The 24,487-nt window shown below is 59.9% G+C and carries 27 protein-coding genes; all 27 read right to left on the bottom strand.

Going from position 1 to position 24,487, the window contains the following annotated elements:
* Nucleotides 1–3 precede the first annotated feature (3 nt).
* On the bottom strand, nucleotides 4–273 hold the full coding sequence (fliQ, locus tag Q8O96_RS00430; RefSeq protein ID WP_102864013.1) for a flagellar biosynthesis protein FliQ: 270 nt from the start codon (nucleotides 271–273) through the stop codon (nucleotides 4–6).
* A 24-nt stretch (nucleotides 274–297) separates the two neighbouring features.
* Entirely contained in the window at nucleotides 298–1,047 is a 750-nt protein-coding gene (fliP, locus tag Q8O96_RS00425; RefSeq protein ID WP_102864014.1) for a flagellar type III secretion system pore protein FliP, read from the bottom strand.
* Complete coding sequence (gene fliO / locus Q8O96_RS00420) at nucleotides 1,047–1,487, bottom strand: flagellar biosynthetic protein FliO (RefSeq protein WP_102864015.1); 441 nt, start codon at nucleotides 1,485–1,487, stop codon at nucleotides 1,047–1,049. The genes fliP and fliO overlap by 1 nt, the downstream gene beginning before the upstream one ends.
* Complete coding sequence (gene fliN / locus Q8O96_RS00415; protein WP_102864016.1) at nucleotides 1,488–1,949, bottom strand: flagellar motor switch protein FliN; 462 nt, start codon at nucleotides 1,947–1,949, stop codon at nucleotides 1,488–1,490.
* A gap of 55 nt (nucleotides 1,950–2,004) precedes the next feature.
* Nucleotides 2,005–2,973: a flagellar motor switch protein FliM gene (gene fliM / locus Q8O96_RS00410; protein WP_011059984.1), complete on the bottom strand. Its 969-nt coding sequence runs from the start codon at nucleotides 2,971–2,973 to the stop codon at nucleotides 2,005–2,007.
* Between the two features lie 9 nt (nucleotides 2,974–2,982).
* Nucleotides 2,983–3,483 (bottom strand): flagellar basal body-associated protein FliL, encoded by a 501-nt coding sequence (fliL, locus tag Q8O96_RS00405; protein ID WP_102864017.1) that lies wholly within the window; start codon nucleotides 3,481–3,483, stop codon nucleotides 2,983–2,985.
* Between the two features lie 155 nt (nucleotides 3,484–3,638).
* Entirely contained in the window at nucleotides 3,639–5,042 is a 1,404-nt protein-coding gene (locus tag Q8O96_RS00400) for a flagellar hook-length control protein FliK (protein WP_115581862.1), read from the bottom strand.
* A 98-nt stretch (nucleotides 5,043–5,140) separates the two neighbouring features.
* Complete coding sequence (locus Q8O96_RS00395) at nucleotides 5,141–5,485, bottom strand: Hpt domain-containing protein (RefSeq protein WP_102864019.1); 345 nt, start codon at nucleotides 5,483–5,485, stop codon at nucleotides 5,141–5,143.
* Nucleotides 5,486–5,515: 30 nt separating this feature from the next.
* Entirely contained in the window at nucleotides 5,516–7,222 is a 1,707-nt protein-coding gene (locus tag Q8O96_RS00390) for a fused response regulator/phosphatase (RefSeq protein ID WP_305948209.1), read from the bottom strand.
* A gap of 5 nt (nucleotides 7,223–7,227) precedes the next feature.
* Nucleotides 7,228–7,533 (bottom strand): STAS domain-containing protein, encoded by a 306-nt coding sequence (locus Q8O96_RS00385; RefSeq protein WP_011059979.1) that lies wholly within the window; start codon nucleotides 7,531–7,533, stop codon nucleotides 7,228–7,230.
* 87 nt (nucleotides 7,534–7,620) lie between these two features.
* Nucleotides 7,621–8,070 carry a flagellar export protein FliJ gene (gene fliJ, locus Q8O96_RS00380; RefSeq protein WP_102864021.1) on the bottom strand — a complete coding sequence of 150 codons (450 nt, stop codon included), beginning with the start codon at nucleotides 8,068–8,070 and terminating at the stop codon, nucleotides 7,621–7,623.
* Nucleotides 8,071–8,076: 6 nt separating this feature from the next.
* Nucleotides 8,077–9,435 (bottom strand): flagellar protein export ATPase FliI, encoded by a 1,359-nt coding sequence (gene fliI, locus Q8O96_RS00375; RefSeq protein ID WP_102864022.1) that lies wholly within the window; start codon nucleotides 9,433–9,435, stop codon nucleotides 8,077–8,079.
* Nucleotides 9,425–10,261, bottom strand: a complete 837-nt coding sequence (fliH, locus tag Q8O96_RS00370) for a flagellar assembly protein FliH (protein WP_102864023.1) — start codon at nucleotides 10,259–10,261, stop codon at nucleotides 9,425–9,427. The genes fliI and fliH overlap by 11 nt, the downstream gene beginning before the upstream one ends.
* A 9-nt stretch (nucleotides 10,262–10,270) precedes the next feature.
* Nucleotides 10,271–11,290 (bottom strand): flagellar motor switch protein FliG, encoded by a 1,020-nt coding sequence (gene fliG, locus Q8O96_RS00365; RefSeq protein WP_011059975.1) that lies wholly within the window; start codon nucleotides 11,288–11,290, stop codon nucleotides 10,271–10,273.
* A complete protein-coding gene (gene fliF, locus Q8O96_RS00360) occupies nucleotides 11,283–13,070 on the bottom strand; it encodes a flagellar basal-body MS-ring/collar protein FliF (RefSeq protein WP_102864024.1) in 1,788 nt (595 codons plus the stop codon). The genes fliG and fliF overlap by 8 nt, the downstream gene beginning before the upstream one ends.
* Before the next feature lie 15 nt (nucleotides 13,071–13,085).
* Nucleotides 13,086–13,412 carry a flagellar hook-basal body complex protein FliE gene (fliE, locus tag Q8O96_RS00355; RefSeq protein WP_102864025.1) on the bottom strand — a complete coding sequence of 109 codons (327 nt, stop codon included), beginning with the start codon at nucleotides 13,410–13,412 and terminating at the stop codon, nucleotides 13,086–13,088.
* 129 nt (nucleotides 13,413–13,541) lie between these two features.
* The gene (locus tag Q8O96_RS00350; RefSeq protein ID WP_102864026.1) at nucleotides 13,542–14,948 is read right to left on the bottom strand and encodes a sigma-54 dependent transcriptional regulator; all 1,407 of its coding nucleotides are present in this window, start codon (nucleotides 14,946–14,948) and stop codon (nucleotides 13,542–13,544) included.
* Between the two features lie 5 nt (nucleotides 14,949–14,953).
* Nucleotides 14,954–16,147, bottom strand: coding sequence for a PAS domain-containing sensor histidine kinase (locus tag Q8O96_RS00345; protein WP_162884116.1), 1,194 nt, complete (start codon nucleotides 16,145–16,147; stop codon nucleotides 14,954–14,956).
* A gap of 128 nt (nucleotides 16,148–16,275) precedes the next feature.
* Complete coding sequence (locus Q8O96_RS00340; protein WP_011059970.1) at nucleotides 16,276–17,751, bottom strand: sigma-54 dependent transcriptional regulator; 1,476 nt, start codon at nucleotides 17,749–17,751, stop codon at nucleotides 16,276–16,278.
* 170 nt (nucleotides 17,752–17,921) lie between these two features.
* A complete protein-coding gene (locus Q8O96_RS00335; RefSeq protein WP_102864028.1) occupies nucleotides 17,922–18,218 on the bottom strand; it encodes a flagellar protein FliT in 297 nt (98 codons plus the stop codon).
* 11 nt (nucleotides 18,219–18,229) lie between these two features.
* The gene (gene fliS / locus Q8O96_RS00330; RefSeq protein WP_102864029.1) at nucleotides 18,230–18,625 is read right to left on the bottom strand and encodes a flagellar export chaperone FliS; all 396 of its coding nucleotides are present in this window, start codon (nucleotides 18,623–18,625) and stop codon (nucleotides 18,230–18,232) included.
* A 129-nt stretch (nucleotides 18,626–18,754) separates the two neighbouring features.
* Nucleotides 18,755–20,200 carry a flagellar filament capping protein FliD gene (gene fliD / locus Q8O96_RS00325; protein WP_102864030.1) on the bottom strand — a complete coding sequence of 482 codons (1,446 nt, stop codon included), beginning with the start codon at nucleotides 20,198–20,200 and terminating at the stop codon, nucleotides 18,755–18,757.
* A gap of 82 nt (nucleotides 20,201–20,282) precedes the next feature.
* Nucleotides 20,283–20,654 (bottom strand): flagellar protein FlaG, encoded by a 372-nt coding sequence (locus tag Q8O96_RS00320; RefSeq protein ID WP_102864031.1) that lies wholly within the window; start codon nucleotides 20,652–20,654, stop codon nucleotides 20,283–20,285.
* A gap of 73 nt (nucleotides 20,655–20,727) precedes the next feature.
* On the bottom strand, nucleotides 20,728–21,579 hold the full coding sequence (locus Q8O96_RS00315; protein WP_102864032.1) for a flagellin domain-containing protein: 852 nt from the start codon (nucleotides 21,577–21,579) through the stop codon (nucleotides 20,728–20,730).
* 243 nt (nucleotides 21,580–21,822) lie between these two features.
* On the bottom strand, nucleotides 21,823–22,092 hold the full coding sequence (locus Q8O96_RS00310; protein WP_102864033.1) for a hypothetical protein: 270 nt from the start codon (nucleotides 22,090–22,092) through the stop codon (nucleotides 21,823–21,825).
* The gene (locus Q8O96_RS00305; protein WP_305948208.1) at nucleotides 22,089–23,378 is read right to left on the bottom strand and encodes a motility associated factor glycosyltransferase family protein; all 1,290 of its coding nucleotides are present in this window, start codon (nucleotides 23,376–23,378) and stop codon (nucleotides 22,089–22,091) included. The genes Q8O96_RS00310 and Q8O96_RS00305 overlap by 4 nt, the downstream gene beginning before the upstream one ends.
* Before the next feature lie 82 nt (nucleotides 23,379–23,460).
* Nucleotides 23,461–24,387, bottom strand: a complete 927-nt coding sequence (locus Q8O96_RS00300; protein WP_305948207.1) for a ketoacyl-ACP synthase III — start codon at nucleotides 24,385–24,387, stop codon at nucleotides 23,461–23,463.
* Between the last annotated feature and the right edge of the window lie 100 nt (nucleotides 24,388–24,487).

Here is a 24,487-nt window from a genome sequence, read left to right as displayed (position 1 = left end):
GGCTCAGCCGATCAGCTGAGGAATACTGCCGTACAACTGACGGATGTATTCCATGAAGGTTTGCACCAGCCAGGGACCGGCGACAATCAGGGTCACCAGCATCACCAGCAAGCGCGGCAGAAAGCTCAGGGTCTGTTCGTTGATCTGGGTGGCCGCCTGGAACATGGCCACCATCAAGCCCACCAGCAGGCTGGGCACCACCAGCACTGCCACCATCAGGGTGGTCAGCCAGAGGGCTTCGCGAAACAGGTCTACCGCGACTTCAGGAGTCATTGTCGAGCACCCGCAAACAAGGTTTTAAACACCGCCGAAACTGCCTGCCAAGGTGCCGATGATCAGGGCCCAGCCATCCACCAGAACAAACAGCATGATCTTGAACGGCAAGGAAATGATCAGCGGCGACAGCATCATCATGCCCATGGCCATCAGCACACTGGCCACCACCAGGTCGATGATCAGGAACGGGATAAAGATCATGAAGCCGATCTGGAAGGCTGTCTTGAGCTCCGAGGTGACGAACGCCGGCACCAGGATGGTCAGCGGTGCCTGGTCGGGGCTGGCAATGTCGGTGCGCTTGGACAGGCGCATGAACAACTCCAGGTCACTGCTGCGAGTCTGCGCCAGCATAAAGTCCTTGATCGGCACCTGGGCCTTGGCCACCGCCTCCTGGGACGTGAGTTTTTCCGCCAGGTAAGGCTGCAAGGCATCCTGGTTCACCCGGTCGAACACCGGAGCCATGATGAACATGGTGAGGAACAGCGCCATGCCGGTGAGGATCTGGTTGGACGGCGTCTGCTGCAGACCCAGGGCCTGACGCAGGATCGAGAAAACGATGATGATCCGGGTGAAGCTGGTCATCAGCATGACGAACGCCGGGATGAAACTCAGCGCGGTCATGATCAGCAGGATCTGCAGGCTGACCGAGTATTCCTGCTGACCGTCGGCATTGGTGCCCAGGGTAATCGCCGGGATCGACAACGGGTCGGCCGCCAGCGCCAGCGGCGCCACCAGCATCAGTGCCAACGTCAAGATGATGCGCAACGGCATTACTTCTTATCCTTATGATCCTTGCCCAACAGCTCCATCAGGCGCTGGGCAAACTCGGGCGTCGCCTGCTCGGCACTGGGCACCTGCACCGGTTCTTTGAGTACATGCAGCGGGGTGATGGTGCCCGGGGTCAGGCCCAGCAGAATCTGCTCGCTGCCCACTTGCACCAGCACCAGGCGATCGCGCGGCCCCAGGGCCCGGGAGCCGATCAACTCGATCACCTGCCCCTTCCCGGCGGGACCGGCCTGCTGCACCCGGCGCAGCAGCCAGGCGAGGAAGAAAATCAGCCCGATCACCAGCAGCAGGCCCAGCACCAGCTGGGTCAACTGCCCACTGACGCTGCCCACTGCCGGGGCTGCAGCCGCAGCTGTCGCCGCCGACTCTGCAGCCAGGGCGCCCAGGGGCAAACCGAGCACGACCACGCCAAGCAGCTTGCTCACTTAGCGCAGCTTCTTGATGCGTTCGCTGGGGCTGATCACGTCAGTCAGGCGAATACCGAACTTCTCGTTGACCACCACCACCTCGCCATGGGCGATCAGGGTGCCGTTGACCAGCACATCCAGCGGCTCGCCCGCCAGGCGGTCAAGCTCGATCACCGACCCCTGGTTGAGCTGCAGCAGGTTGCGGATGTTGATGTCGGTGCTGCCCACTTCCATGGAGATCGATACCGGGATATCGAGAATCACGTCCAGGTTGGGACCGTCTAGCGTGACCGGCTCATGGCTCTTGGGCATGCTGCCGAACTCTTCCATCTGCAAACGCCCGGAGCCGGATGCGGCGCCTGCATCGGCGGCCAGCAAGGCGTCGATATCGGCCTGGCCGGCATCACCGGTTTCTTCCAGTGCAGCAGCCCATTCATCGGCCAGTGCCTGGTCGTCCTGGGAGTTAATTTCGTCAGCCATCTTGGGTCCTCGACGGGCAAAAATTCATTGAACAGCAAACAGGTTGGAGCGCCGCTCAACGGCGCTCGATCGGCTCGATCACTTGCAGCGCCAGGTTGCCCTTGTGGGAACCCAGCTTGACCTTGAACGACGGTACGCCGTTGGCACGCATGATCATGTCTTCCGGCAGTTCCACCGGGATCACATCGCCCGGCTGCATGTGCAGGATGTCCCGCAGGCGCAACTGACGACGGGCCACGGTGGCGCTCAGCGGCACTGCCACATCCAGCACGTCCTCGCGCAGGGCCTTGCTCCAGCGCTCGTCCTGGTCATCCAGGTCAGACTGGAAGCCGGCGTCGAGCATTTCGCGGATCGGCTCGATCATCGAGTACGGCATGGTCACGTGCAGGTCGCCGCCACCGCCATCGAGTTCGATGTGGAAGGTCGACACCACGATGGCTTCGCTGGGGCCGACGATGTTGGCCATGGCCGGGTTCACTTCCGAGTTTATGTACTCGAAGTTGACCGGCATGATCGCCTGCCAGGCTTCCTTCAGATCGACGAAGGCCTGCTCCAGTACCATGCGCACCACCCGCAGCTCGGTAGGCGTGAATTCACGCCCTTCGATCTTCGCGTGGCGGCCGTCGCCGCCGAAGAAGTTGTCCACCAGCTTGAACACCAGCTTGGCGTCGAGAATGAACAGCGCCGTGCCACGCAGCGGCTTGATCTTCACCAGGTTGAGGCTGGTGGGCACATACAGCGAGTGCACGTACTCACCAAACTTCATGACCTGCACGCCACCTACCGCCACATCGGCGGAACGACGCAGCATGTTGAACATGCTGATCCTTGTATAGCGGGCGAAACGCTCGTTGATCATTTCCAGGGTCGGCATGCGTCCGCGGACGATGCGATCCTGACTGGTCAGGTCGTAGCTTTTGACACTGCCGGGTTCGGCAGCGTGTTCGGTCTGTACCAGACCGTCATCGACGCCATGGAGCAGCGCATCGATCTCATCCTGGGACAGCAGGTCCTGCACGGCCATGTCGTGTTCCTACTGCAGTACGAAGTTAGTAAAGAGCAACTGCTCGACCACTACTTTGCCCACCTCTTTCTGCGCCACTTCCTGGACGCTGGCAGTGGCCTTCTGGCGGAGCATTTCCTGGCCAACCGGAGTCGCCAGGGTGTCGAAACTCTGTCCAGAGAACAGCATCACCAGGTTGTTGCGGATCACCGGCATGTGCACTTTCAGCGCATCCAGGTCGGCCTGGTTGCGCGCCAGCAGGGTAATGCTCACCTGCATGTAGCGCTGACGACCGTTCTGCGTGAAGTTGACGACGAAGGCCGGGGCCATGGGCTCGTAGATCGCTGCCGGCTTGACGTTGCTGGCGGTTTCCGCAACCGGCGCAGGCTTGCTCTGAGCACTGTGCATGAAGTACCAGGTGGCGCCGACCGACAAGCCGATGGCCAGCAACAACGCCAGAACAATCAAGAGGATAAGCTTGAGTTTGCTTTTCCCTGCGGTGGGTTTTTCTGCTGCTTCGCTCTTCGCCATGCCAATAATCCGTCACTATTCGGGGGTTCACAGTCGCACGGCAAGGCAAGAGCAAGTGTTATGCCAGATTTGTCCGAAATGGGGGGATAAGCAGCGGGGAAGGAGAAGCAAGGGGCATGGCGAGCTCTCTCGGCCACGCCCCCTCTGTCACTCAATCAGGCGTAATAGTCCACAGCGCTGGTGCCAATCACGGTCTGCACCGGGGCAGCCACTTCAGCCACGCCATGGGGCAACTCTTCGTCGCCACCGTCCAGGCGCGTGCCACTGGTGCTGGAACCACTCCTGCGGTTCTGCTCCTGCTGCGCCTGTTCCTGACCCTGCCAGCCGCGAGACTGGTCGGAAACGTTGACGTCCACCTGCCCCAACCCCTGCTGGTTGAACATGTCTCGCATACGGTGCATCTGCCCTTCCAGGGCTTCACGGACACCGGCATGAGCACTCATGAAGGTCACCTGGGTCTGCTGATCAGGAATCATGTGTACGCGAATATCCAGGCGTCCCAGCTCCGCAGGTTGCAACTGAATGTCCGCCGACCTGAGGTTGGCGCTGGACAGGTACATCACTCGATTGACCACTTCATCGGTCCAACCGCTCTGGTGCATGGCCAGCGGCTGGTTGACCGGCACCGCATTGGCGGTCTTCGGCGTCGCGGCCTGAGTCAGGGCCGCCAGACGATTGGCGAAATCATCCACCCGGGTATCGCTGGACGCCCCCTTGAGGTCTTTCAGGCCGTCGGCAATCAGGCCAGTGAAGGCCTTTTCGCCGCCCTGCTCGGTACTGTTCTTGCTGGTGTGCTGCTCAAGCATGCCGGCCATGCCATTGGCGAAGTTCTGCACCGACGTCAACTGACCGTCGGCATCGGCATTCGCGGGTGCAGCCTTGGGCTGAGACTGACTGGAAGCCGAGACATGCCCGCCTTGCTCCATGGCCAGACGCAGCGCTGGCAAGGCATCCAGCGGATCAGCCTCAGGATCGAAGGCCTCCTTGGGCGGCTCCGCCACAGGCGCCACCGTCGGCACTACCGCTGCCACCACTCCAGCGGGCGGCGCCACGGGCACTTCCACCTGAGGTTGCGCAGCCACTACCGGCGGCGGCACTTCGGCGACCTGAGGTTGCGGCTGGATCGTCGGCAACAGACTCGGGTCCACCGGCGCCGGATCCACCGAGGCGTCGGCCTGCGTGGTATCGGCCGGCTTGCTGTCATCACTGGCGGCAGTGGCGGGCTTGCTGTCGCTGCTCACCGGCTTATCGGCAGGCAAGGTTTTGCCGCTATCGGCAACCGCTGGCTGCGGCGCGGCAGACTGATCGCTGGCAACATCCTTCTTCGGACTGTTGTCGACGCTCTTGTCCCGTACGGGCTTGGGCGAGTTGTCGGCGAGGGCCGGCGACTTGTTCTGCGGCTTGCTCTGAGACTCCTTGGCATAGAGCTGCGCGAAGCTGGACGCCTTGTCCCCAGGCTCGGCAACGCTTGCCAGAGGGCTGGCAGGGGCCGCTTGAGTCTTGGACTTAGCGTTGGCCTGAGCTGTGGCCTGAAGAAGCGAATTAGGGGTAACAGCCATGGGACAGTCTCCGCTGCACGGGGATCAAAGGTACAGTTCAGAGACTTGACTGCAAAGGTCGAGCCAGCTTTATCAACCCGCTGACAAAAGGTCGTTTCTCAGCAGTGGAAGCGCTGCAATTCCTGCTCGCACAAGCGCCGGACAATGGCGAACTCGCCATCGATCTCCCCCACCAGCTGGCGAATGCCATCAACGGCCGACTGTCCGGCCCGCACCTCAAGCTCATGACAGAGCTCAGCCAGGCGGATCGCCCCCATATTGCTGCTACTGCCCTTGAGACTATGGGCGGTCGCCACTAGCTGCAGAGCATCCTCGGACTTGCGCAACAGCCGCACTCGTTCCTCGGAGTCGCAGACGAAAGTGTCCAGCAGGACGGGGTATTCATCCTCCATGACCTCCTGCAATGCGTTGAGCACCGTGTGGTCCAGATGTATCTCAGCCACTTGTTCACTCCTTGATCAAGAACCCCAGGATTATGCCAGAGCCTCCCAGGAAAACTCCACGCAGACACTGCGCCCATCGTCCGCCCACTCCGCCTGGCGACTCATCTGTCGGATCAGGCTGACACCGCGCCCCGACAAGCGCCCGGTATCGTTGGGCCGAGCCAGGATCGCCGCGACATCGAAGCCCTCGCCACTGTCTTCGACCCGCACTATCAGGCGCCCTCCCGCCTCCAGAGGCTGCACCTGCAAATGCACCCGCACAAAGCCATCCTCAAGCTCCGCCAGCCTCACGGATCGCTCGCGATAATAGCGACTGAAGCCCTCGGCATCCCGTTTAAGCCGAGAGTCGAGCTTGAGCACACCGTGCTCCAAGGCATTGGAATAGAGTTCGGCCAGCACGCTGTACAGAGCCCCGCTCTGGGAGCGCAGGCCGTGCACCTCCAGCAACAACTGCAACAGATACGGCAAAGGATTGAAGCGCTTGAGGGTAGCGGCGCGGAACTCGAAGCTCACCGACCAATCCAGCGGACAGGACTGGCCGCTGTCGGAGTACACCGGGGCCGGCGGCGCCAGCCTGGGAAATTCTGGCAAGCCGACTTCAACCATGCTCACATCGTCCCGGGCACTGCCACCAAAGTCCTCCAGGGCCTGCTGAATCTCCTCGAACAGTCGCTCCTGCTCGCGGTTGGCGGCAAACACCCGGTGCAACCGCTCCACACCAAACAACTCATCGGCGGTGTTGCAGGTGTCGATCACCCCATCGGACAGCAGGAATACCCGATCCCCCGGCGCCATGGGGAACACTTCAGTGCGATCTTCGAAAGCCTCGGCACTCAGCACCCCGAGGGGCAGATGTCGCGCCACCAGGGGCGTACGCGCACTGCCGGCATGACGATACAGATACCCCTCGGGCATGCCGCCATTCCACACCTCCACTGACCGTCGCTGGGTACTCAGGCACAGCAGGGTCGCACAACAGAACATATCCACCGGCAGAATGCGCTTGAGCTTGGCATTCATCTCCCGCAGGGTTTCCGGCAGCCCGTAACCCTTGGCGGTCATGCCATAAAACACCTCGGCCAGGGGCATGGCCCCCACCGCCGCTGGCAAGCCATGACCGGTGAAGTCCCCCAACAGCACATGCATGTCACCCGCCGGGGTGTAGGCCGCCAGCAGCAAATCGCCATTGAACAGCGCGTAAGGCGACTGCAGGTAGCGGATGTTCGGCGCATCCAGGCAACCGGAGTGGGCGACCTTGTCGAACACCGCCTTGGCCACCCGCTGTTCGTTGATCAAGTAATCGTGGTGACGAGTGATCTGGTCCCGCTGCGCCAGCACGGTTTCCTGCAGGCGCCGCAAACGGTCCATGGCGTTGATCTTGGCCCCCAGAATCACCGGGTTATAGGGCTTGGCCAGAAAGTCGTCGCCACCTGCCTCCAGACAGCGAGCCAGCGCCTCCCCTTCACTCAGGGAGGTGAGGAAGATGATCGGCACCAGGGTCTCGCCCGCCAGGGTCTTGATCCGTCGCGCCGCCTCAAAGCCGTCCATCACCGGCATCATCGCGTCCATCAGCACTATGTGCGGACGCTGCTGCTCGAACAACGCCAGGGCCTCGGCCCCATTACTGGCCGCCAGCACCTGGTGCCCCTGGCGCCGGATAATGCCAGACAGCAGCAAGCGGTCCGCCGCGCCATCTTCGGCGATCAGCACACACAGGGGCTCGGTCATCGAGCGCATACCGCTCAACTGATGTCGAAAAGCTTGTCGAAATTGGAGATGGCAAGGATCTTGCGCACATCCGAGTTGCTGTTGATCACCCGGACATCGGCATTGTCGCCACCGGCATGATCACGCAACAGCAACAGCATGCCCAGGGCCGAGCTGTCGAGGTAGGTGGCTTCCTTGAGGTCCACCACGATGGACTCCGGCGTCCGGTTCAGGCGCTCATAGGATTCACGAAACTCCTGGTGGCGTCCGAAATCGAAGCGCCCCCTGATGGAAATCGTGAGTTTTTGTCCGTCCGGGGATATTTCTGTAACGACCGACATGTGACTGCTTCCTTGTCATTGACGACGTTTAAAAGGTTTAGCACCCACTGACCCGGCGAACAACCTGCGGACGAAAAATGAGCGCTCTCAATAAGGGTTCTGACGGGGCAGACGCTGGGAAAGTTCATCCAGCAGCTTCTGTTCGCGCTTGTCCTCAAGCGCTCGAGCCTCATCAATGTAACGCTGCACCAGCTTGCGCAGCCCTTCCACCCGGGCATAAGCCTGCTGCCAGGCCTCGCGCGCGCGATCGAGGTTGTTTTGATGCCAGGCAAGGCTTTGCCGCTGCTGGGCCACGGCGGTATCCAGCTGACTGAGAAAATACTGGTAGTTCATCAACCAGTGACCACTGACGCCGAGCTTGCCGCGCTCGACCCACTGCTCCTGGTAGTCGCCACGAAAACGCTCCAGGTCCCCGAGCTTGCTCTGGGCCACACGCACCTGGCCGTGAAAGTACTCCAGACGCTGGGCAGCGGTACGCTCGGCGTTTTCCGCCATGTCCACCACCGGCGCCAGACGCGCCGCACGGCTGTCGGCCATGGCCGGTTAGCCCCCCGTCGCTGGAGCGAAAAGCATTTCCAGGTGGGTCTGGCTATGACCCAGGCTGACGTTGTCGTTAAGGCCCTGGCGCAGGTAGGCAACCATCGCCGGCTGCAGGGAGATTGCGGTGTCGGTATCGCGATCGCCACCGGCGACGTAAGCGCCAACGCTGATCAAGTCCCGAGCCTGCTGATAACGCGACCACAACTGCTTGAAGTATTGCGCCCGAGCCATGTTGTCGGGGCTGATCACCGCCGGCATGACCCGGCTGATGGAGGCCTCGATATCGATGGCGGGATAATGCCCTTCTTCGGCCAGGCGCCGGGACAGCACGATATGCCCGTCGAGCACGCCCCGAGCCGAGTCGGCGATCGGGTCCTGCTGATCGTCACCCTCGGACAGCACGGTATAGAACGCGGTAATCGAGCCACCACCGGCCTCGGCATTACCGGCCCGCTCCACCAGCTTGGGCAGCTTGGCGAACACCGAAGGCGGGTAACCCTTGGTGGCCGGCGGCTCGCCAATGGCCAGAGCGATCTCCCGCTGGGCCTGGGCGAAACGGGTCAGGGAATCCATCAGCAACAGGACGTTCTTGCCCTTGTCGCGAAAATACTCGGCGATCCGCGTGCAGTACATCGCCGCCCGCAAACGCATCAACGGCGCATCGTCCGCTGGCGAAGCCACCACCACTGAACGCTTGAGCCCCTCTTCACCGAGAATGTGCTCGATGAACTCCTTGACCTCACGACCCCGCTCGCCGATCAGCCCGACCACGATGATGTCGGCCTCGGTGAAGCGAGTCATCATGCCCAGCAGCACACTCTTGCCCACGCCGGTACCGGCGAACAGACCGAGGCGCTGGCCGCGACCTACCGTCAATAAACCGTTGATGCTGCGAATGCCCACATCCAGCGGCTGGCTGATGGGGTCGCGCTTGAGGGGGTTGATGGTAGGACCGTCCATCGGCACCCAGTCCTCGGCACGCATGCCGCCCTTGCCATCCAGAGCGCGTCCGGCGCCATCCAGCACACGCCCGAGCATGGCCATGCCCATGGGCAGGCGCCCGGTATCAGCCAGAGGGACAACCCGAGCACCAGGAGCGATCCCGGCCACGCTGCCCACCGGCATCAGGAACACCTTGCTCCCGGAAAAGCCCATGACTTCCGCCTCGACCTGAACCGGGTGATAGCTGTCATCGTTGATCACCAGGCAACGGGTGCCCATGGCGGCGCGCAGGCCCTCGGCTTCAAGAGTAAGGCCGACCATGCGCAGCAGGCGGCCTTCAAGAATCGGCTGACCTGGTAGCTTGACGGCCTCAGCGTAACCTTCCAGGCGCTTGCCGAAACTGGTGCGTTCAAGGCGCATCGGGGTGTTCCGCAGGCTCGGCCTGCTCTGGAACGCTGGACTCTGCAGCGTCGACATCCGGCGCCGACGGAGTCCTTGGGCCGAGGTCCAGGCTCAGGTCCGCAGCCGCCGGGTGCAGCGACTGCTCATGCAACTGATCGGACAGTTGATCCAAGGCCTGGGTGATCCGGGTTTCGATGCTGGCGTCGATGCGGCTGTGCTCGGTCTCGACTCGGCAACCTCCGGGTAGCAGCGCCTCGTCCTCGACGATGCGCCAGCTTTCCTCGTGCCGCTCGCGCAGGCTCTTGACCTGCTCGAAGTCTTGCGGATTGACATAAAGACGTACATTGCCAACCCCCAGCGGCAATAGCTTGAGGGCCTCGCGCATGACGTGTTCGATCTGACTGGAATCCATCACCAGCTCACGCTGGATCACCTGCCGGGTGACGTGCTTGACCAGATCCACCAGGGTTTGTTCGATCTGCGTATCTTGCTCGGCGATGGGCTCGAACAAATTGACCATCAACTGTTCGAGCGCCTGCAACTTGGCGACCAGGGCGACTTCAGCCTCCTGGCGAACCTTGAGCGTGGTGCTGTGGAAGCCTTCCTTCTCGCCGGTGGCGAAACCTTCGTTATAGGCTTCCTGGCGAATGCTCTCGAGCTCTTCCAGGGTCAGTGGCTGGACTTCTTCCAGCGGCACTTCCTCGATTTCTTCCGGCACCTCTTCAGGCTCCGGCTCAGGCTCGGGCGGCTCGGGATCGAAACTGGGCAGTGCCCAGACGTCAAAACCCTCGACGTCCCGGGCACGAATCAGTTCGCTTTGGGACTCATCACTGCTGGACGACATAAAGCGACCTTAGATCATTTCTTCGCCGCCCTTCCCACCGAGAACAATCTCTCCGGCTTCGGCCATACGGCGGGCAATAGTGAGGATTTCCTTCTGCGCAGTTTCCACGTCGCTGACGCGAACCGGGCCCTTGGCTTCCAGGTCGTCGCGCAGCAGCTCCGCCGCACGCTTGGACATGTTCTTGAAGATCTTTTCCTTGACCCCTTCGTCCGACCCCTTGAGGGCCAGAACCAGGACATCGGAAGACACTTCGCGCAACAGGGCCTGGATACCGCGGTCATCGACATCGGCCAGGTTGTTGAACACGAACATCAGGTCTTCGATCTGGCCAGACAGGTCTTCGTCGACTTCGCGGATCGAGTCCATGAGCTGGCCTTCAATCGAGCTGTCGAGGAAGTTCATGATGTCGGCTGCGCGCTTGATACCGCCCAAGGTGGTACGGGACGCGTTGGAGTTGCCGGAGAATTGCTTCTCGAGAATCTGGTTCAGCTCTTTCAGGGCCGCTGGTTGCACAGTATTGAGCGAGGAAACCCGCAGAATGATGTCCAGGCGCGCCTTGTGGTCGAAGTTGCCCAGCACTTCACCGGCCTGATCCGGATCGAGGTAAGCCACCACGATGGCCTGGATCTGCGGGTGCTCGTAACGGATCACGTCGGCCACGGCCCGTGGCTCCATCCACTTCAGGCTGTCCAGGCCACTGGTGTTGCCACCCAGGAGGATACGGTCGATCAGGCCGTTGGCCTTGTCTTCGCCCAGGGCCTGGGTCAGCATTTTGCGCACGTAGTCATCGGAACCGACGCCGAGACTGGTTTGATCGCCGACAATGTCGACGAACTCGCTCATCACCTGCTCGACCTGCTCACGGTGCACGTTGCCCATTTGCGCCATGGCCACACCCACACGCTGAACCTCTTTGGGCCCCATGTGGCGCAGCACTTGCGCGGCATCGGTGGAACCCAGGGACAGCAGCAGAATCGCGGCTTTGTCGACCCGGGTCAGTTTGGCGGTAGCGGCTCGGTTATCACTCATCTGCGTTAATCCACTCTTTCACGACCTGAGCCACACGACCCGGGTCTTCAGCCACCAGACTCTTGATTGCGTTCAACTGAGCGTCATAACCCTCGCTCGGGCTCGGCAGCAGAATGCTTTGCGGACCGCCCAGGCTGACGCGGTCGTTGGCCAGCTCGCCGTCCAGGCCGCCCATGCCGCCCAGCTCGACATCGCTGCCCAGCCCTGCCAGTTCCTTGTTCTTGCCGCCGCCAGTGATGTTGTTGAGCACCGGACGCAGCACGCCGAACACCAGCACCAGGATGAACAACACGCCCAGCACTTGCTTGACGATGTCCCAGAACCACGGCTGCGAGTAGAACGGAATGTCGGCGATCACTTCCCCGCGCTCGGCGGAGAACGGCACGTTGATTACGCTGACACTGTCGCCACGGCTGGCATCGAAGCCCACTGCGTCCTGCACCAGACGAGTGAAGCGCGCCAATTCATCGGCGCTCCAGGGAGCGCGACTGGTTTCGCCGTTGGCCGGGTTGACCTTGACCTGATCATCCACCACCACCGCTACCGACAGGCGATTGAGACGCCCCTGCTGTTGCTTGGTGTGGCTGATGGAACGATCGAGCTCGAAGTTCTTGGTGGATTGTTGACGCTTGTCTGACGGGTACGGTGCCAGCATCGGCTGGCCGGTAGCCGGATCCATGATCTGCTGACCGTTGGCGTCCAACAGCGGCTGACCTGGCTGCACCATGCCCGCGGCGGCGGTAGCACCACCGGTGGTTTGCGGCGCCGAAGCCGGCGAAGGCGGCTGGTTGCTCAGAGCACCCGGAACGCCTTGCGGACCATTGCTGCTGGAGCGCTGCTCGTTGACCGACTGCTCGCTGCGCAAGGCCGGCTGGTCCGGGTTGAACTGTTCGGAAGTGGATTCAACGGCGCTGAAGTCAACATCCGCCGAGACCTCAGCCTTGTAACGATCGTTGCCCAGCACTGGCTGCAGGATGTTGTGCACCCGCTGGGTCAGCATGCCCTCCAGGCGACGACTGTAGTCGAACTGCTTGCCGGCCATGGTCAGCGCGGAGTTTTCCGCTTGATCGGAGAGCAGATTGCCCTTTTGGTCGACCACTGTGACTTGGGACTTGCTCAATTCGGGGACGCTGGTAGCCACCAGGTTAACGATGGCCATGACCTGGCCTGGCTCCAGGGAGCGGCCGGAATACAGTTCTACCAGCACCGAAGCACTGGGCTTGCGCTCGTCGCGCACGAACACCGAGCTTTTGGGAATCGCCAGGTGCACCCGGGCGCCCTTGACATTGTTCAGACTGGAGATTGTGCGGGCCAGCTCGCCTTCCAGGCCGCGACGATAACGGGTCGCTTCCATAAACTGGCTGGTGCCCAGGCCTTGCTCTTTATCAAGGATCTCGAAGCCGACATTGCCGTCACCCGGTGCCACACCGGCGGCGGCCAGTTTCAGGCGGGCACGAGACAGGTCATCGGCCTTGACCAGCAAGGCACCGGAGTTGGGCTCGACGGTGTAAGGAATGTCGGCAGAAGCCAGGGTGTCCATGACTTGCTTGGCGTCCATCCCGGCCAGGCTGCCGTACAGCGGCCGGTAATCGGGCTGCTGAGACCACAGCACCACGGCAAAGCCGATCGCCACGCTGGCGGCCAGGCCTACCAACAGGCCAACCTGACGCAGCATGGTCATCTGGGACAGGTTTTCCAGGAAGGACAAACCGAACAGCGGCGGTTTACCGTCTATCGGGGTGGCCTTGGCCGGTACGTTATCGGCGACTGCTTCTGCCATGACTCAATCTCGTCCTTAAACCGGCATCTGCATGATGTCTTGATACGCTTGAACCAGCTTGTTACGAACCTGGGTCAAGGCTTGAAAAGACACGCTGGCCTTTTGCGAGGAAATCATCACATCCGTCAGGTCCACACCGCTTTTGCCGATCTCGAAGGCACTGGCCAACTGATTGGACGCCTTCTGGGTATCGTTGACCTTGTTCACGGCCTGGCCAAGCATGTCAGCGAAACTGCTGCCGCTGACCTCTGCCACTGCGGCGGATTTAGGCTGCGACATCGCGTCCATTTGCATGGCCCGCATATCCAGCATCAACCGATTAAATTCAACACCTTGGCTCATGGTCTACTCTCTCTGACGACCCGCAATTTTTTGACGCTCACCGTGCGGTTAGTGAGGTGTTAGCAACAAGGGTGCCAGCTCCATGGCCCAACTCAACAAAAGCCCATCCAGGACTTTGCATATCAGTCATCAGGTCGCAAACAGATAGGCCTCGACGTCCATTCCGGCGTCACGCATCTGCGCCAATTTGTAACGCAGGGTGCGCGGACTGATCCCCAGACGCTCCGCCGCCTCCTTGCGCCGCCCACGCTCGGAACGCAGGGTATCGATGATCATCTGAAATTCCCGGCGCCGCAGATCATCCCCCAGGCCACCCGACTCCTGAGGCACGCCCTCATCCTCGCCGACCACGCCGCGCAACGCCGACTGACCGGCAGGAGCCAGAGCCGGCAGGGGTGCACAGGCCACCGGCCCGGCCAGGCAGAAATCTTCCGGCTGGATCAGGCCGCCCTGCTGCAGGATCAATGCCCGCTGCAAAGCGTTGTCCAACTCCCGGACGTTGCCCGGCCATGGATAGGCCAGCAGACATGCTTGCGCCTCAGCCGAGAGCCTGGCGGCGGCATGTTTCATTTTATTGACGTGTTTGGCCAGCAGACGCTCGGCCAGCGGCAAGATATCGGCGGTACGCTCGCGCAATGGTCTCCAGGCCAGAGGAAACACCGAAAGACGGTAATACAGATCCTCGCGGAAGCGTCCGGCCGCCACCTCTCCTGCCAAGTCGCGGTTCGTGGTGGCCACTACCCGGATATCCAGAGCGATAGGTTTACGCGCCCCCACCCGTTCCACTTCACGCTCCTGCAACACCCGCAGCAACTTCGCCTGCAGCCCCAGGGGCATTTCGGAAATTTCGTCCAGGAGAATAGTGCCACCGTCGGCCTGCTCGAACTTGCCGGGCTGCGCGGCGATAGCCCCCGTGAAAGAACCCTTCTCATGCCCGAACAGGGTGGCTTCGAGCATGTTGTCGGGAATCGCCGCACAGTTGATGGCGATAAAGGGCTGGGCACTTCGATGGGAATGCTGGTGGATGTAACGTGCCAGCACTTCCTTGCCCGTGCCGGACTCGCCGGAAATCAGCACAGTGGAATCACTACGGGCCACGCGCGCGGCCAGTTCCAGCAATTGCGCACTGGCCGGCTCAAAGGCTACAGGCCCCTCATCCTCGCCCGCCCCCAGGCAACCCAGGGCATGGCGCGCCACCAATTCCAGCAGGGCACGAGGCTCAAAGGGCTTGACCAGATAATCGGCAGCGCCTTGACGCATGGCCTCCACGGCTCGCTCGACGGCGCCATGGGCAGTCATCAGCAACACCGGCAACTGCGGTTGGCGGGCACGCAACAGACCCAACAACTGATGACCATCCATGCCAGGCATGTTGACATCGCTGACCACCAGGCTGAAGGACTCCACGGCGACCGCTTCCAGCGCCTCTTCCGCACTGCCGACCGCCTTGTAGTCATGACCGGCCAGCAGCAGAGTGTCCGCCAGGGCCTCGCGCAACGCGCGATCGTCTTCAACCAGTAGAACCTTGATTGCCATTACCTTCACTCCACTCCATGAGCACTGGAGAACAGAGGCAATGTCACCAGCGCACAAGTACCGCGCCCAGGACGGGAACGCAGCGACAATTCTCCCTGATGCGCTCGGGCCACCGCCTTGACCACCGTCAGGCCAAGTCCGGTCCCATTGGCCTTGGTGGTGAAAAACGGCTCTCCCAGACGCTCCAGCACCGCCGCATCGATGCCACTACCGCTGTCACTGATGCACAGCCGCAAGGTGTCACCACGACTGTACAGGTGCACCTTGAGCCGCGCCGCGCCGGCACTGGCTTGCACGGCATTCTCGATCAGGTTGAGCAAGGCACCCACCAGGGTGTCGCGATTGCACAGCAACTCTCCCTGATGACTGTCGCACTGCCAGCGCACGGCAACATCCTGGACATGGGTCAGGGCCGCGGCCTGCAGTGATTGCAGCAGCGACTTGGGAGTCAGGCGATCAGTGAGGGGCAGCTCACCACGAGCGAACACCAGCATGTCGCGCACCTGGTGCTCCAGCTCGTGCAGTCGCTCCTTGAGGCGCCCAGCGAAACGCTGATGAGTGGCCACTGGCAGTTCATGCTCGGTGAGGTGACTGGCATACAACAGGGCCGCAGAGAGCGGCGTGCGAATCTGATGCGCCAGAGAAGCGACCATCTTGCCCAGGGAAGACAGGCGCTCGTGACGGGCCAGTTGATCCTGCAGATGACGGGTTTCAGTCAAATCGTTAAGCAGCACCAGTTGCCCAGGTTCGGCATCCAGTGAGCGGGTAGCGATCGATAGGCGCCGGCCATCGCGCAGGGATATTTCATGACCGTCATCCTCGCGGGGAGCAAAGCTGCGGGCGATGATGTTGCGCCACAACTGCCCTTCCAGCGGCAGCCCCAGCAAATCACACGCCGCCGGGTTGGCCTCGCTGACGATACCCTGGCCATCAATGACGATGACGCCACCGGGCAACAGGTCGAGAAGGTTTTGCAGACGGTTGGCCAGACGCTCTTTTTCCGCCAGCTCCTGCATCCGCTGGGCACTGACCACAGCCAACTCGCCCTTGAGCTCAGTCACCCGAGCCTCAAGCATGCTGTAGGAGTCAGTAAGTTGGCTCGACATCTGGTTGAACAAGGCGAAGGCCTGCTCAAGACCCAGCCGGCTTGCCTGCTCTACGGACGACGATTGCCCCGAAGTATCAGGGACAGGAGACATCTGGGCGGCTTGGGGCATCGTGCTTTCTCGCGTGGCTGACCGTCAGTTAAACGGAACGTTGCAAGAGACTTAGCAATACCCGTGCCTAAAAAAAACCGCCCTTTTTTCAACAACTTGAAAAACAGGCGTCAATCATCCGCCTGTTCATCACCTTCACGACGACTCATGCCGTACTTGCGCATCTTCTCCACCAGGGTGGTGCGACGAATGCGCAGGCGTTCTGCAGCTCGAGCCACAATGCCATTGGCATCGTCCAGCGCTTGCTGGATCAGACCCTGCTCCAGGCTACCGAGGTAATCCTTCAGATCCAGGCCTTCCGGCGGCAGCATGGCGGTGGCAGCAAAGTCCGGCGCATGGCCATTGATCGCCACGCGCTCTTCCAGGTCACTGCGCAGACTGTCCACCAACTGCTCGTCTTCATCATCGACGTAGCGAAACTTCTTGGGCAGCTCGACCACACCGATCACGCCGTACGGATGCATGATCGCCATGCGCTCCACCAAGTTCGCCAGTTCGCGGACGTTACCCGGCCAGCCATGCCGGCACAGGGACATAATGGCCGCGGAGTTGAAGCGGATCGAACCGCGTTTCTCATGCTCCATGCGCGAGATCAACTCGTTCATCAGCAACGGAATGTCTTCCACTCGCTCACGTAACGGCGCCATCTCGATGGGGAACACGTTGAGGCGGTAGTACAGATCCTCACGGAAACTGCCCACTTCAATCATGCTTTCAAGGTTTTTATGGGTGGCTGCGATGATTCGCACATCGACACCCTGGGTCTTGTTGCTACCTACGCGCTCGAAGGTACGCTCCTGCAGCACCCGCAACAGCTTGACCTGCATTGGCAGCGGCATATCACCGATTTCGTCGAGGAACAGGGTGCCACCGTTGGCCAGCTCAAAGCGCCCGGCACGACTGGTAATGGCCCCGGTAAATGCGCCCTTCTCATGGCCGAACAACTCGCTTTCCAGCAACTCTGCAGGAATGGCTCCGCAATTGACCGGAACGAATGGCGCGTCACGACGCTTGGAATGGTAGTGCAGGTTACGAGCTACCACTTCCTTGCCGGTCCCGGACTCACCAAGGATCAGCACGCTGGCATCGGTATCCGCCACTTGCTGCATCATCTGCCGCACGTGCTGGATCGCACGACTGGTGCCTACCAGACTGCGAAACAGGTTGGGCTCGCGGTGACGACCGCGCTCGCGGGCCTGATCGTACATTTCACGATAGACCTGGGCACGGTGCAGGGAGTCAAGCAACTTGCTGTAGCTAGGAGGCATTTCCAGAGTGGAAAGCACTCGACGACGCTGGTCTTCTGGCAAGTCGATGGAAGAATTTTCACCCATTAACAAAACCGGAAGGAACTCATCCCAGGTTGAGAGTGTCTTTAACAGGCCCAAAAGCGCACCAGGAGCATTTACAGTCCCGATGAGGACGCAAATTACTTCACGACTTGACGACAAAGAGCCGACAGCCTGCTGCCAGTCATGGCTACCGCAGGGTAAATTTTCTTCACCGAGAAAATTTAAAATCACCGCCAAGTCGCGGCGGCGCACGCTATCGTCATCGATCAGCAGAATTTTGGTTTCACGCCACATGCAATAGCAACTTCCCTAGTCAACTCAATGCCCAGAATGAGGGGCAAGCTAGACGCGCTTTAGGCATTTTCTGCCTTATAGACGCCTGAAATCTGAAAACAGCCACTAGTTAAGTCAAAAATGCGTGCACAGTCAAATTTATGGCGCGCAACGTTCGGATTAACTCAACATTAACCGAACAAATGGTAAACCTTTGCTGCGTTCTGTGCTTGGGTGATCTGCGACATCTCGTCGACTATTGCCTGACGCTCACCGGTTGCCACCTCAAGCAGCTGCCGGTAAACACCCAGCAACTCCTCCAGATTGTCCCGCAAGGCGACCTCGTCAACCTGAGCCTCACCAAGCACATCTTCCATGCACGAACGGCAGGCAAGATCCAACTCGCCAATGGCTTGCCAGTTGCGCTCAGCCAAGGCACCAACCAGGGCTTCGCGGGTTTCTTCGATGCGTTGCAGGACAGCACTCATGGTGTTCCTCCTTAGAACTGCGGACCCGGTGCAGCGATGGCATCCCAGCCTTCCTTGACCGTACGCAGCAGATCAGCGACCTCATCGAGAATCTTCGGATCGGTCTTGATATTGGCTTCAGTCAGACGCTTCATCATGTAGGTGTAGAGACCATCCAGATCCCCCAGGGTATCCATGGAGTTTTCCAGGTCCAGCCCCTCACGCAAGCCACCGATGATGCCAATGGCCTTGCCGATGAACACGCCCTTGTTGGCGATATCCTTGCGCTCCATCGCGCCCTTGGCCTGCGCAATACGATCCAGACCGCCTTCCATCAACATCTGTACCAGACGATGCGGACTGGCTTCTGAGGTCTGTGCCTGTGCACCCACCTTCTGGTACTGCCGAAGGGCTAACATCGGATTCATGTGATACCTCTTCAAAAATCAAGGGTTCGTATAAGCAATGTATCGACGCAACGTCAAAAAACTTTAGATCAAATGCAAAAGCCCGGAGCGCTGAAAAAACGCTGCCGGGCTTTTGGCGCAGGCTGGATATTAGCCTTTTTTCTGTGCGTTCAATGCTTCGAACATCGACGTGATGTTACTGGCGGTGGCCTTCAACTTGCCCACCAAAGTATCCATGTCGTTGTACTTCTTGGTCAGTACCGCGGTCAGCGTCGCCACACGGCGATCCAGAGCTTCCTGCTGATCGCTGAGCTTTTTCTTGGTGATATCCAGGGTCTTGGTCCGAGTGGTGAGAATCCCCTCGGTCATACTGCCTACGCCCTGAGTAAACGGCTTGATAGCGGAAGTCATACGATCAAGCAGGCCCGGATTGGTGCCATCGCCGGAAAACAGCTTCTGCACCTCGCCACCGAGCTTTTTATCGGTCATGGCGGCAGTGAACTTCTTATCGTCGAAGTCCAAGGCGCCAGTCTTCTGGTTGGTGGTAATCCCCAACTGCGCCAGCACCGTCAACTTGTCACCCGCCCCCACTTCCGACAACGGCGCACGAATCGCCGCCAGAATCGAACGAGGCAGAGCGTCACCGGTCAACTGAGCTGGGACCGTCAGCTTGCCGTCGTCGTCCAGCGAGGGCTTGGTCAGGGTCGAAATACCATTGGCCACGGCGTTATAGGCATCGACAAACTTCTGAATCGAAGTTTTCAGACCTTCTGTATTGGTCGCAACAGTGATAGTGATAGGCTTATCGGTCTGTGTCGGGGCCAACAAGTTGAGCTTGAGACCGGAAACAGCCTGAGTGACGGTATTGGTCTTGCTGGTCAGTTGCATACCATCGATTTTGAAAACCGCATCCTTGGCCAGCCCACCAATGTTGCCCGATGCCGCGGCGCCCGCCCCCATGGATTGGGTGCCGTCAATTTCCAACCCGGCGATACCGCTGACAGAAATATCAGAGCCCGCACCGGTCTTGTCAGAGCCAATCACCAGACGCGAGCCGAACGAGTCAGTCACAATGTTGGCACTGATTCCGGACATGGCCATCTTGGAGTCGGCGTTGATCGAGTCACGCACCGACTGCAATGTCGCATTCGCGCCGATCGTCAGCGGATAGTTAATGCCATTTTGAGTGATGTTCAACGTACCACTCGGAATGGCACTGGTATTTCCTCCGGCAAAAGCCTTACTGGCCACTTTTGACGAAGTTGCAAGGTTGGACACCTCAACAGTGTATTTGCCAGCTACCGCATAGTTGTCGGCTGTGGCATCCACAATTTTATTGTCGCTGGAGGTCGCCGCAAAGCCGGCAAAGGAGGGATTGACCGAACTTCCAAGCCCTGTGACCGACAGGGTGCTCTGAAAAGTCGACAACAGCGATTGCAAGGTGCCGATACCGGAAATGCTCGCACTGTTGCTGGCAGTTGCACGGTCGATCTGACCCTGCTTGGCCGCTTTATCAGCCGCAACCAACGCCTTGACGATAGCACCGGTGTCGAGGCCGGAACCCAGACCGGTACCCGGTAGAATTGGACTTGCCATGTGTTTCTCCCTTCAGTGTGCCGCCGGACTTTTGACCACTACAACGTCCAAAAGAACACAGCAACAAGTTTCATGCCAGCTATCAGACTTTCGCGCTGAACAGCAGACTGCTGGCGTCATTCAAGCTATTGGCCAATCTCAGCACTTCTTCGTTGGGGATCTGACGAACCACCTCACCCGAATCACTGGCAATCACCTTGACCACAACCTGGCCGGAGGGCTCGTCGATCGAGAACTCCAGGTTACGCTTGACCGACTGGACGAATTTCTCGATTTCCTGAACGGCCATCTTCAACTTATCCTGCTCGGTCTGAGCGTCTTTCTTGCTGTCCTGACTGGCAACTTCAACCACAGCAGGCACCACCTCTCGAGGCTTCTCCACGGGCTTGTCAGCAACGGGCGTCACTGGCTTGGCCGCTGGATAAGACAAGTTCAGCTTCACGCTCATATCCATGTCCATCACCTCTTAAAGTAAAAAAGCGAGAGAGCACGACCAGCGCACTCCCCCGCCAAAGCTTAGCCAGCTATTACTGAAGCAGTTTCAGTACAGCGGACGGCAGTTGGTTGGCCTGGGCCAGAACTGCGGTCGAAGCTTGTTGCAGAGTCTGCTGCTTGGTCAGCTGGGCAGTTTCAGCAGCGAAGTCGGTATCTTGTACACGACCCAGTGCAGCACTGGCGTTTTCGTTGATGTTCTGCAGGTTGGAGATGGTGCTGGTCAGACGGTTCTGGGCAGCACCGAGGTCGGCACGGCTGGAGTTGATGGTCTGCAGCGCCTTGTCGATGGCGTCCATGGCAGCTTTGGTGCTGGCTTCAGCAGTGGTGCTGTCAGTACCGGTAATGGCGATGGTTGCGGAACCCACGCTCAGGGTTGCAGCGTCGAAGCCGCTGGCCAGAGTGATGGTGATCTGGTTGGTAGCGCCAGTGTTGGAACCAACCTGGAAGGTCATGGTGCCAGCAGTACCGTCGATCAGGTTCTTGCCGTTCAGGTTGGTCGACTTGGCGATACGGGTCAGTTCGTCCGACATCTGAGCAAATTCTTTGTTCAGAGCAACACGGTCTTGAGTACCGTTGGAGTCGTTTCGTGCCTGAACAGCCAGTTCACGCATACGCTGCAGGATGTTGGTGGATTCTTGCATCGCGCCTTCAGCGGTCTGGGCGATGGAGATACCGTCGTTGGCGTTCTTGATAGCCATGGTCTGACCACGGATCTGCGAAGTCATACGGGTAGCGATCTGCAGGCCGGCGGCGTCGTCTTTTGCACTGTTGATTTTCAGGCCGGAAGACAGGCGAGTCATCGAAGTCGACAGAGCGTCGGAAGCGCGGTTCAGGTTCTTCTGAACGTTCAACGACGTGACGTTAGTGTTTACTGTTAAAGCCATGACGAATTCCTCGTTGGTTGGGTACTGCGGCTTCCGGCCCTGGCAACCGCCGGGTAATGGCCTAGAGAACCTTCGTAATAGTTATCGTCGCCAATGCAAGTTGCTTTAGGGCTTTTTCAAAAATATTTGCCATCACCCTGCCACCCCTTGGAAAACAAGGGGTTAAGCCCATCAACAAGCGAAAAAATGACGCCAGAAAACCCACGCAAAAACCAACTTTGAGCCCTCAGATGGGATACCCCGTCAACCATCGAGCCCAACCTGCAGCCAATCCAACATTTCATATTCAAGATAATCAGCCAGAGCCAACCAGTTCTGCATTTCCTGGCAGGCCAGCATCAGGCCCAGCAGCCGAGCCCAGTCCTGCTGAACCGAAACCGGCGCACTGTCCACCCACAACTGTATGGGCTCGAACAACTCCACCATGCCCCCTACAGCTTCTACATCCCGGCCCAGCCGGAACAGATCGGCAACTTCCCGCGCACGATCAAACACAGGCTCAAGTCGCGTCATTGAACAAAGTCCCCATGGAAGGTGGTGCCCAGGATCATCGCGCCACTGCGACTGGTATTGAAGAACGCCACTTCAGGCCGACTCGCGATGTAACGCTCCAGCTCGCACAGATAGCTGCGAAAGTTGAGCTGAGTCTTGACCCGCTGCCCGTAACCGTCCATCACCCAATGCCGGGCCACGTCGGCCTGAGGCCCGAGATCACCGTCCTGCCAACCGGCGTGAGTACGATTCTGAGGAAAAGCGAAATCAGCACCAAACAGAGTGATCCGCCTGCCTCCCATCTTCACCGCGAGATCCACGGCTGGATGAATCACGCTGCCTCCGGCATGCAACTGCGCCCGCGGCAACCGCTGGCGCAACGCCTGGAATACCGGACTGGAGGAATAGCCCACATACCGCGGCCCTTGCCACCCGTCAAGAACCAGCGGGTCCGCCAGAGGCATATAGACCAGGGTGACGCCTTCACTACCCTGGCCCGGCAGGTGACGCGTGGAGATTCGCTGATCGATACTGACCACCAGGTCCACCCGGATGCCTTGCTTGAGCAGAGGCAGATAGGCTGTATCCACACAGATCAACAACGGCCGCTCAGGTTGTCCGGCCACGGCCCGCAATGCCGGGTAATGCTGTTCCAGACTTGGTCCAGTAGCGATCACGAACACCTCGCGCCCAGGATGAAGATCGAACAGTTCGGCAACATCTCGATCTGCCCGAACCCAAGGCTCGATGGTGGCCAGACGCGCGGCGATATCCGGCGTATCGGCCGAGAACAGACGATTGTTGAAGGACAGATGGGTCTCGCTGATCAGCCGATCACGAATCTTCGCGCTGTAATCATCGGCCAGCACCAACTCGGCTGGCAGGGCAAAGAACGGCAGTTGAATCTCCGGCAGATCGCCGGCATACAGCAACTCGACCCGAGGATCGGCCAGCCAGTCCTGCTGATCAAGTAGTTGCAGCACCAGCCTGAACACCGCGCCATTGAGGATGTGCACGTACAGGCGCTTCAGCTCCGGCCGCTGGAGCAACGCCCGTTGCAGATCCCCCAAGCCACAGCCGTACAGATGCAGGACCGGCGCCTCAGGCAGGCTGGCGGCCTGGGTATGCGCCTCACGGGTGCGATCATGACGACTGGTGAGCTGAATACCTGCAATGCTCAGGGTCGAGCCCAGCCCCTCAACCAGATCGGCCTGCAGCGCACCACTGTCTTCAGCCAGTAGCCGCTCCAGCAGCACCGGCCAGCGCTCGCCCAAAACCCGGGCATTGTGTTCCAAGCTGTCGCTCATGCTGCCTCGCTTATCACTCGCGCAAAAAAATAGCGCTCAAGATTACACCTTGAGCGCTACGTGTGCCGCTGAACGCTGAGCGTCAGGAGCGATAGATGATCGCCGACCCCCAGGACAAGCCAACGCCGAAACCACTCAAGGCAACGCGCTTCCAGCTGGAATCGAACATGTGTTTTTCCAGCAACAGCGGAATGCTCGAGGAAACCGTATTACCGGTTTCCACCATGTCCTTGATGAACTTGTCCGGATCGCCCTCAAAGCGCCGGGCCACGGCGTCGACAATGGCCGCACTGCCCTGGTGAATGCAAAACGCATCGATATCGTCCGGCTGCAAGCCCGACTCGGCCAGCAACTCGTGCAGGTGGGCAGGCACCTTGAGCAGCGCGAAGTTGAACACTTGGCGGCCATTCATGAAGAACACGCCGTCGCTGACTTTCAGGTGCGGAGCACCGGAGCCATCGGTGCCGAACTTGGCCTTGCCCAACTGCCAGGTCGCGCCCTCGCCCAGCCAGGTGGCAGTGGCGGCATCGCCGAACAGCATGGTGGTGTTGCGGTCTTCGGGATCGACGATCTTCGAATAGGGATCGGCGGTCACCAACAGGCCGTTCTTCAGGCCCGTAGCTTCCATGAAGCCCTTGATGGCGTAGATACCGTAGACATACCCGGAACAGCCCAGCGAAATATCGAAAGCCGCCACTGTGGTCGGCAGTCCCAGTTTGTCCTGAACGATCGCGGCAGTGTGAGGCAGCCCCTCCTCGTCACCGTTCTGGGTGACCACGATCAATACGTCGATAGCTTCACGCTTGAGTTCCGGGTTGCTGGCGAACAGGGCATTGACCGCTTCGACACACAGATCGGAAGTCTCTTGCCCGTCGTCTTTGCGCGGCAAAAAAGCAGAACCAATCTTGCCCAGGATGAAATCTTCATCCTTGGCGAATTTTGCACCTTGTGCGTAATTGTCCACGCCGGCTACAGGCACGTAGCTCGCAATGCTTTTTATGCCAATCATTACGGCTTCCCAATAATAAACAGCTCAATACCCCCGCTCAGTCACTGAGCAGGGGCTGCCGAAAGAAACACAGATACTTGCGCCTAACACAACGGCATCG

The sequence above is a fragment of the Pseudomonas sp. LPH60 genome, assembly GCF_030718165.1.
Classification (GTDB): Bacteria; Pseudomonadota; Gammaproteobacteria; order Pseudomonadales; family Pseudomonadaceae; genus Aquipseudomonas; species Aquipseudomonas danubii.
Note: the sequence above shows the minus strand (reverse complement) of the source record. Positions and strands in the feature narration are given on the sequence as shown.

Coding starts and splice junctions, on each gene's coding strand:
- Q8O96_RS00350 (WP_102864026.1), bottom strand. CDS start 14,948: ATGGCAATCAAGGTTCTACTGGTTGAAGACGATCGCGCGTTGCGCGAG.
- fliN (WP_102864016.1), bottom strand. CDS start 1,949: ATGGCTGACGAAATTAACTCCCAGGACGACCAGGCACTGGCCGATGAA.
- fliP (WP_102864014.1), bottom strand. CDS start 1,047: ATGCCGTTGCGCATCATCTTGACGTTGGCACTGATGCTGGTGGCGCCG.
- Q8O96_RS00385 (WP_011059979.1), bottom strand. CDS start 7,533: ATGTCGGTCGTTACAGAAATATCCCCGGACGGACAAAAACTCACGATT.
- Q8O96_RS00345 (WP_162884116.1), bottom strand. CDS start 16,147: ATGTCTCCTGTCCCTGATACTTCGGGGCAATCGTCGTCCGTAGAGCAG.
- fliF (WP_102864024.1), bottom strand. CDS start 13,070: ATGGCAGAAGCAGTCGCCGATAACGTACCGGCCAAGGCCACCCCGATA.
- fliL (WP_102864017.1), bottom strand. CDS start 3,483: ATGGCGAAGAGCGAAGCAGCAGAAAAACCCACCGCAGGGAAAAGCAAA.
- fliH (WP_102864023.1), bottom strand. CDS start 10,261: ATGTCGTCCAGCAGTGATGAGTCCCAAAGCGAACTGATTCGTGCCCGG.
- fliI (WP_102864022.1), bottom strand. CDS start 9,435: ATGCGCCTTGAACGCACCAGTTTCGGCAAGCGCCTGGAAGGTTACGCT.
- fliJ (WP_102864021.1), bottom strand. CDS start 8,070: ATGGCCGACAGCCGTGCGGCGCGTCTGGCGCCGGTGGTGGACATGGCG.
- Q8O96_RS00335 (WP_102864028.1), bottom strand. CDS start 18,218: ATGAGTGCTGTCCTGCAACGCATCGAAGAAACCCGCGAAGCCCTGGTT.
- Q8O96_RS00315 (WP_102864032.1), bottom strand. CDS start 21,579: ATGGCTTTAACAGTAAACACTAACGTCACGTCGTTGAACGTTCAGAAG.
- fliM (WP_011059984.1), bottom strand. CDS start 2,973: ATGGCCGTGCAGGACCTGCTGTCCCAGGATGAGATCGATGCGCTGCTC.
- Q8O96_RS00340 (WP_011059970.1), bottom strand. CDS start 17,751: ATGTGGCGTGAAACCAAAATTCTGCTGATCGATGACGATAGCGTGCGC.
- fliS (WP_102864029.1), bottom strand. CDS start 18,625: ATGAATCCGATGTTAGCCCTTCGGCAGTACCAGAAGGTGGGTGCACAG.
- fliG (WP_011059975.1), bottom strand. CDS start 11,290: ATGAGTGATAACCGAGCCGCTACCGCCAAACTGACCCGGGTCGACAAA.
- Q8O96_RS00400 (WP_115581862.1), bottom strand. CDS start 5,042: ATGGCTGTTACCCCTAATTCGCTTCTTCAGGCCACAGCTCAGGCCAAC.
- Q8O96_RS00310 (WP_102864033.1), bottom strand. CDS start 22,092: ATGACGCGACTTGAGCCTGTGTTTGATCGTGCGCGGGAAGTTGCCGAT.
- Q8O96_RS00390 (WP_305948209.1), bottom strand. CDS start 7,222: ATGCGCTCGATGACCGAGCCCCTGTGTGTGCTGATCGCCGAAGATGGC.
- Q8O96_RS00300 (WP_305948207.1), bottom strand. CDS start 24,387: ATGATTGGCATAAAAAGCATTGCGAGCTACGTGCCTGTAGCCGGCGTG.
- fliQ (WP_102864013.1), bottom strand. CDS start 273: ATGACTCCTGAAGTCGCGGTAGACCTGTTTCGCGAAGCCCTCTGGCTG.
- Q8O96_RS00320 (WP_102864031.1), bottom strand. CDS start 20,654: ATGGATATGAGCGTGAAGCTGAACTTGTCTTATCCAGCGGCCAAGCCA.
- Q8O96_RS00305 (WP_305948208.1), bottom strand. CDS start 23,378: ATGAGCGACAGCTTGGAACACAATGCCCGGGTTTTGGGCGAGCGCTGG.
- fliE (WP_102864025.1), bottom strand. CDS start 13,412: ATGAGCCAAGGTGTTGAATTTAATCGGTTGATGCTGGATATGCGGGCC.
- fliD (WP_102864030.1), bottom strand. CDS start 20,200: ATGGCAAGTCCAATTCTACCGGGTACCGGTCTGGGTTCCGGCCTCGAC.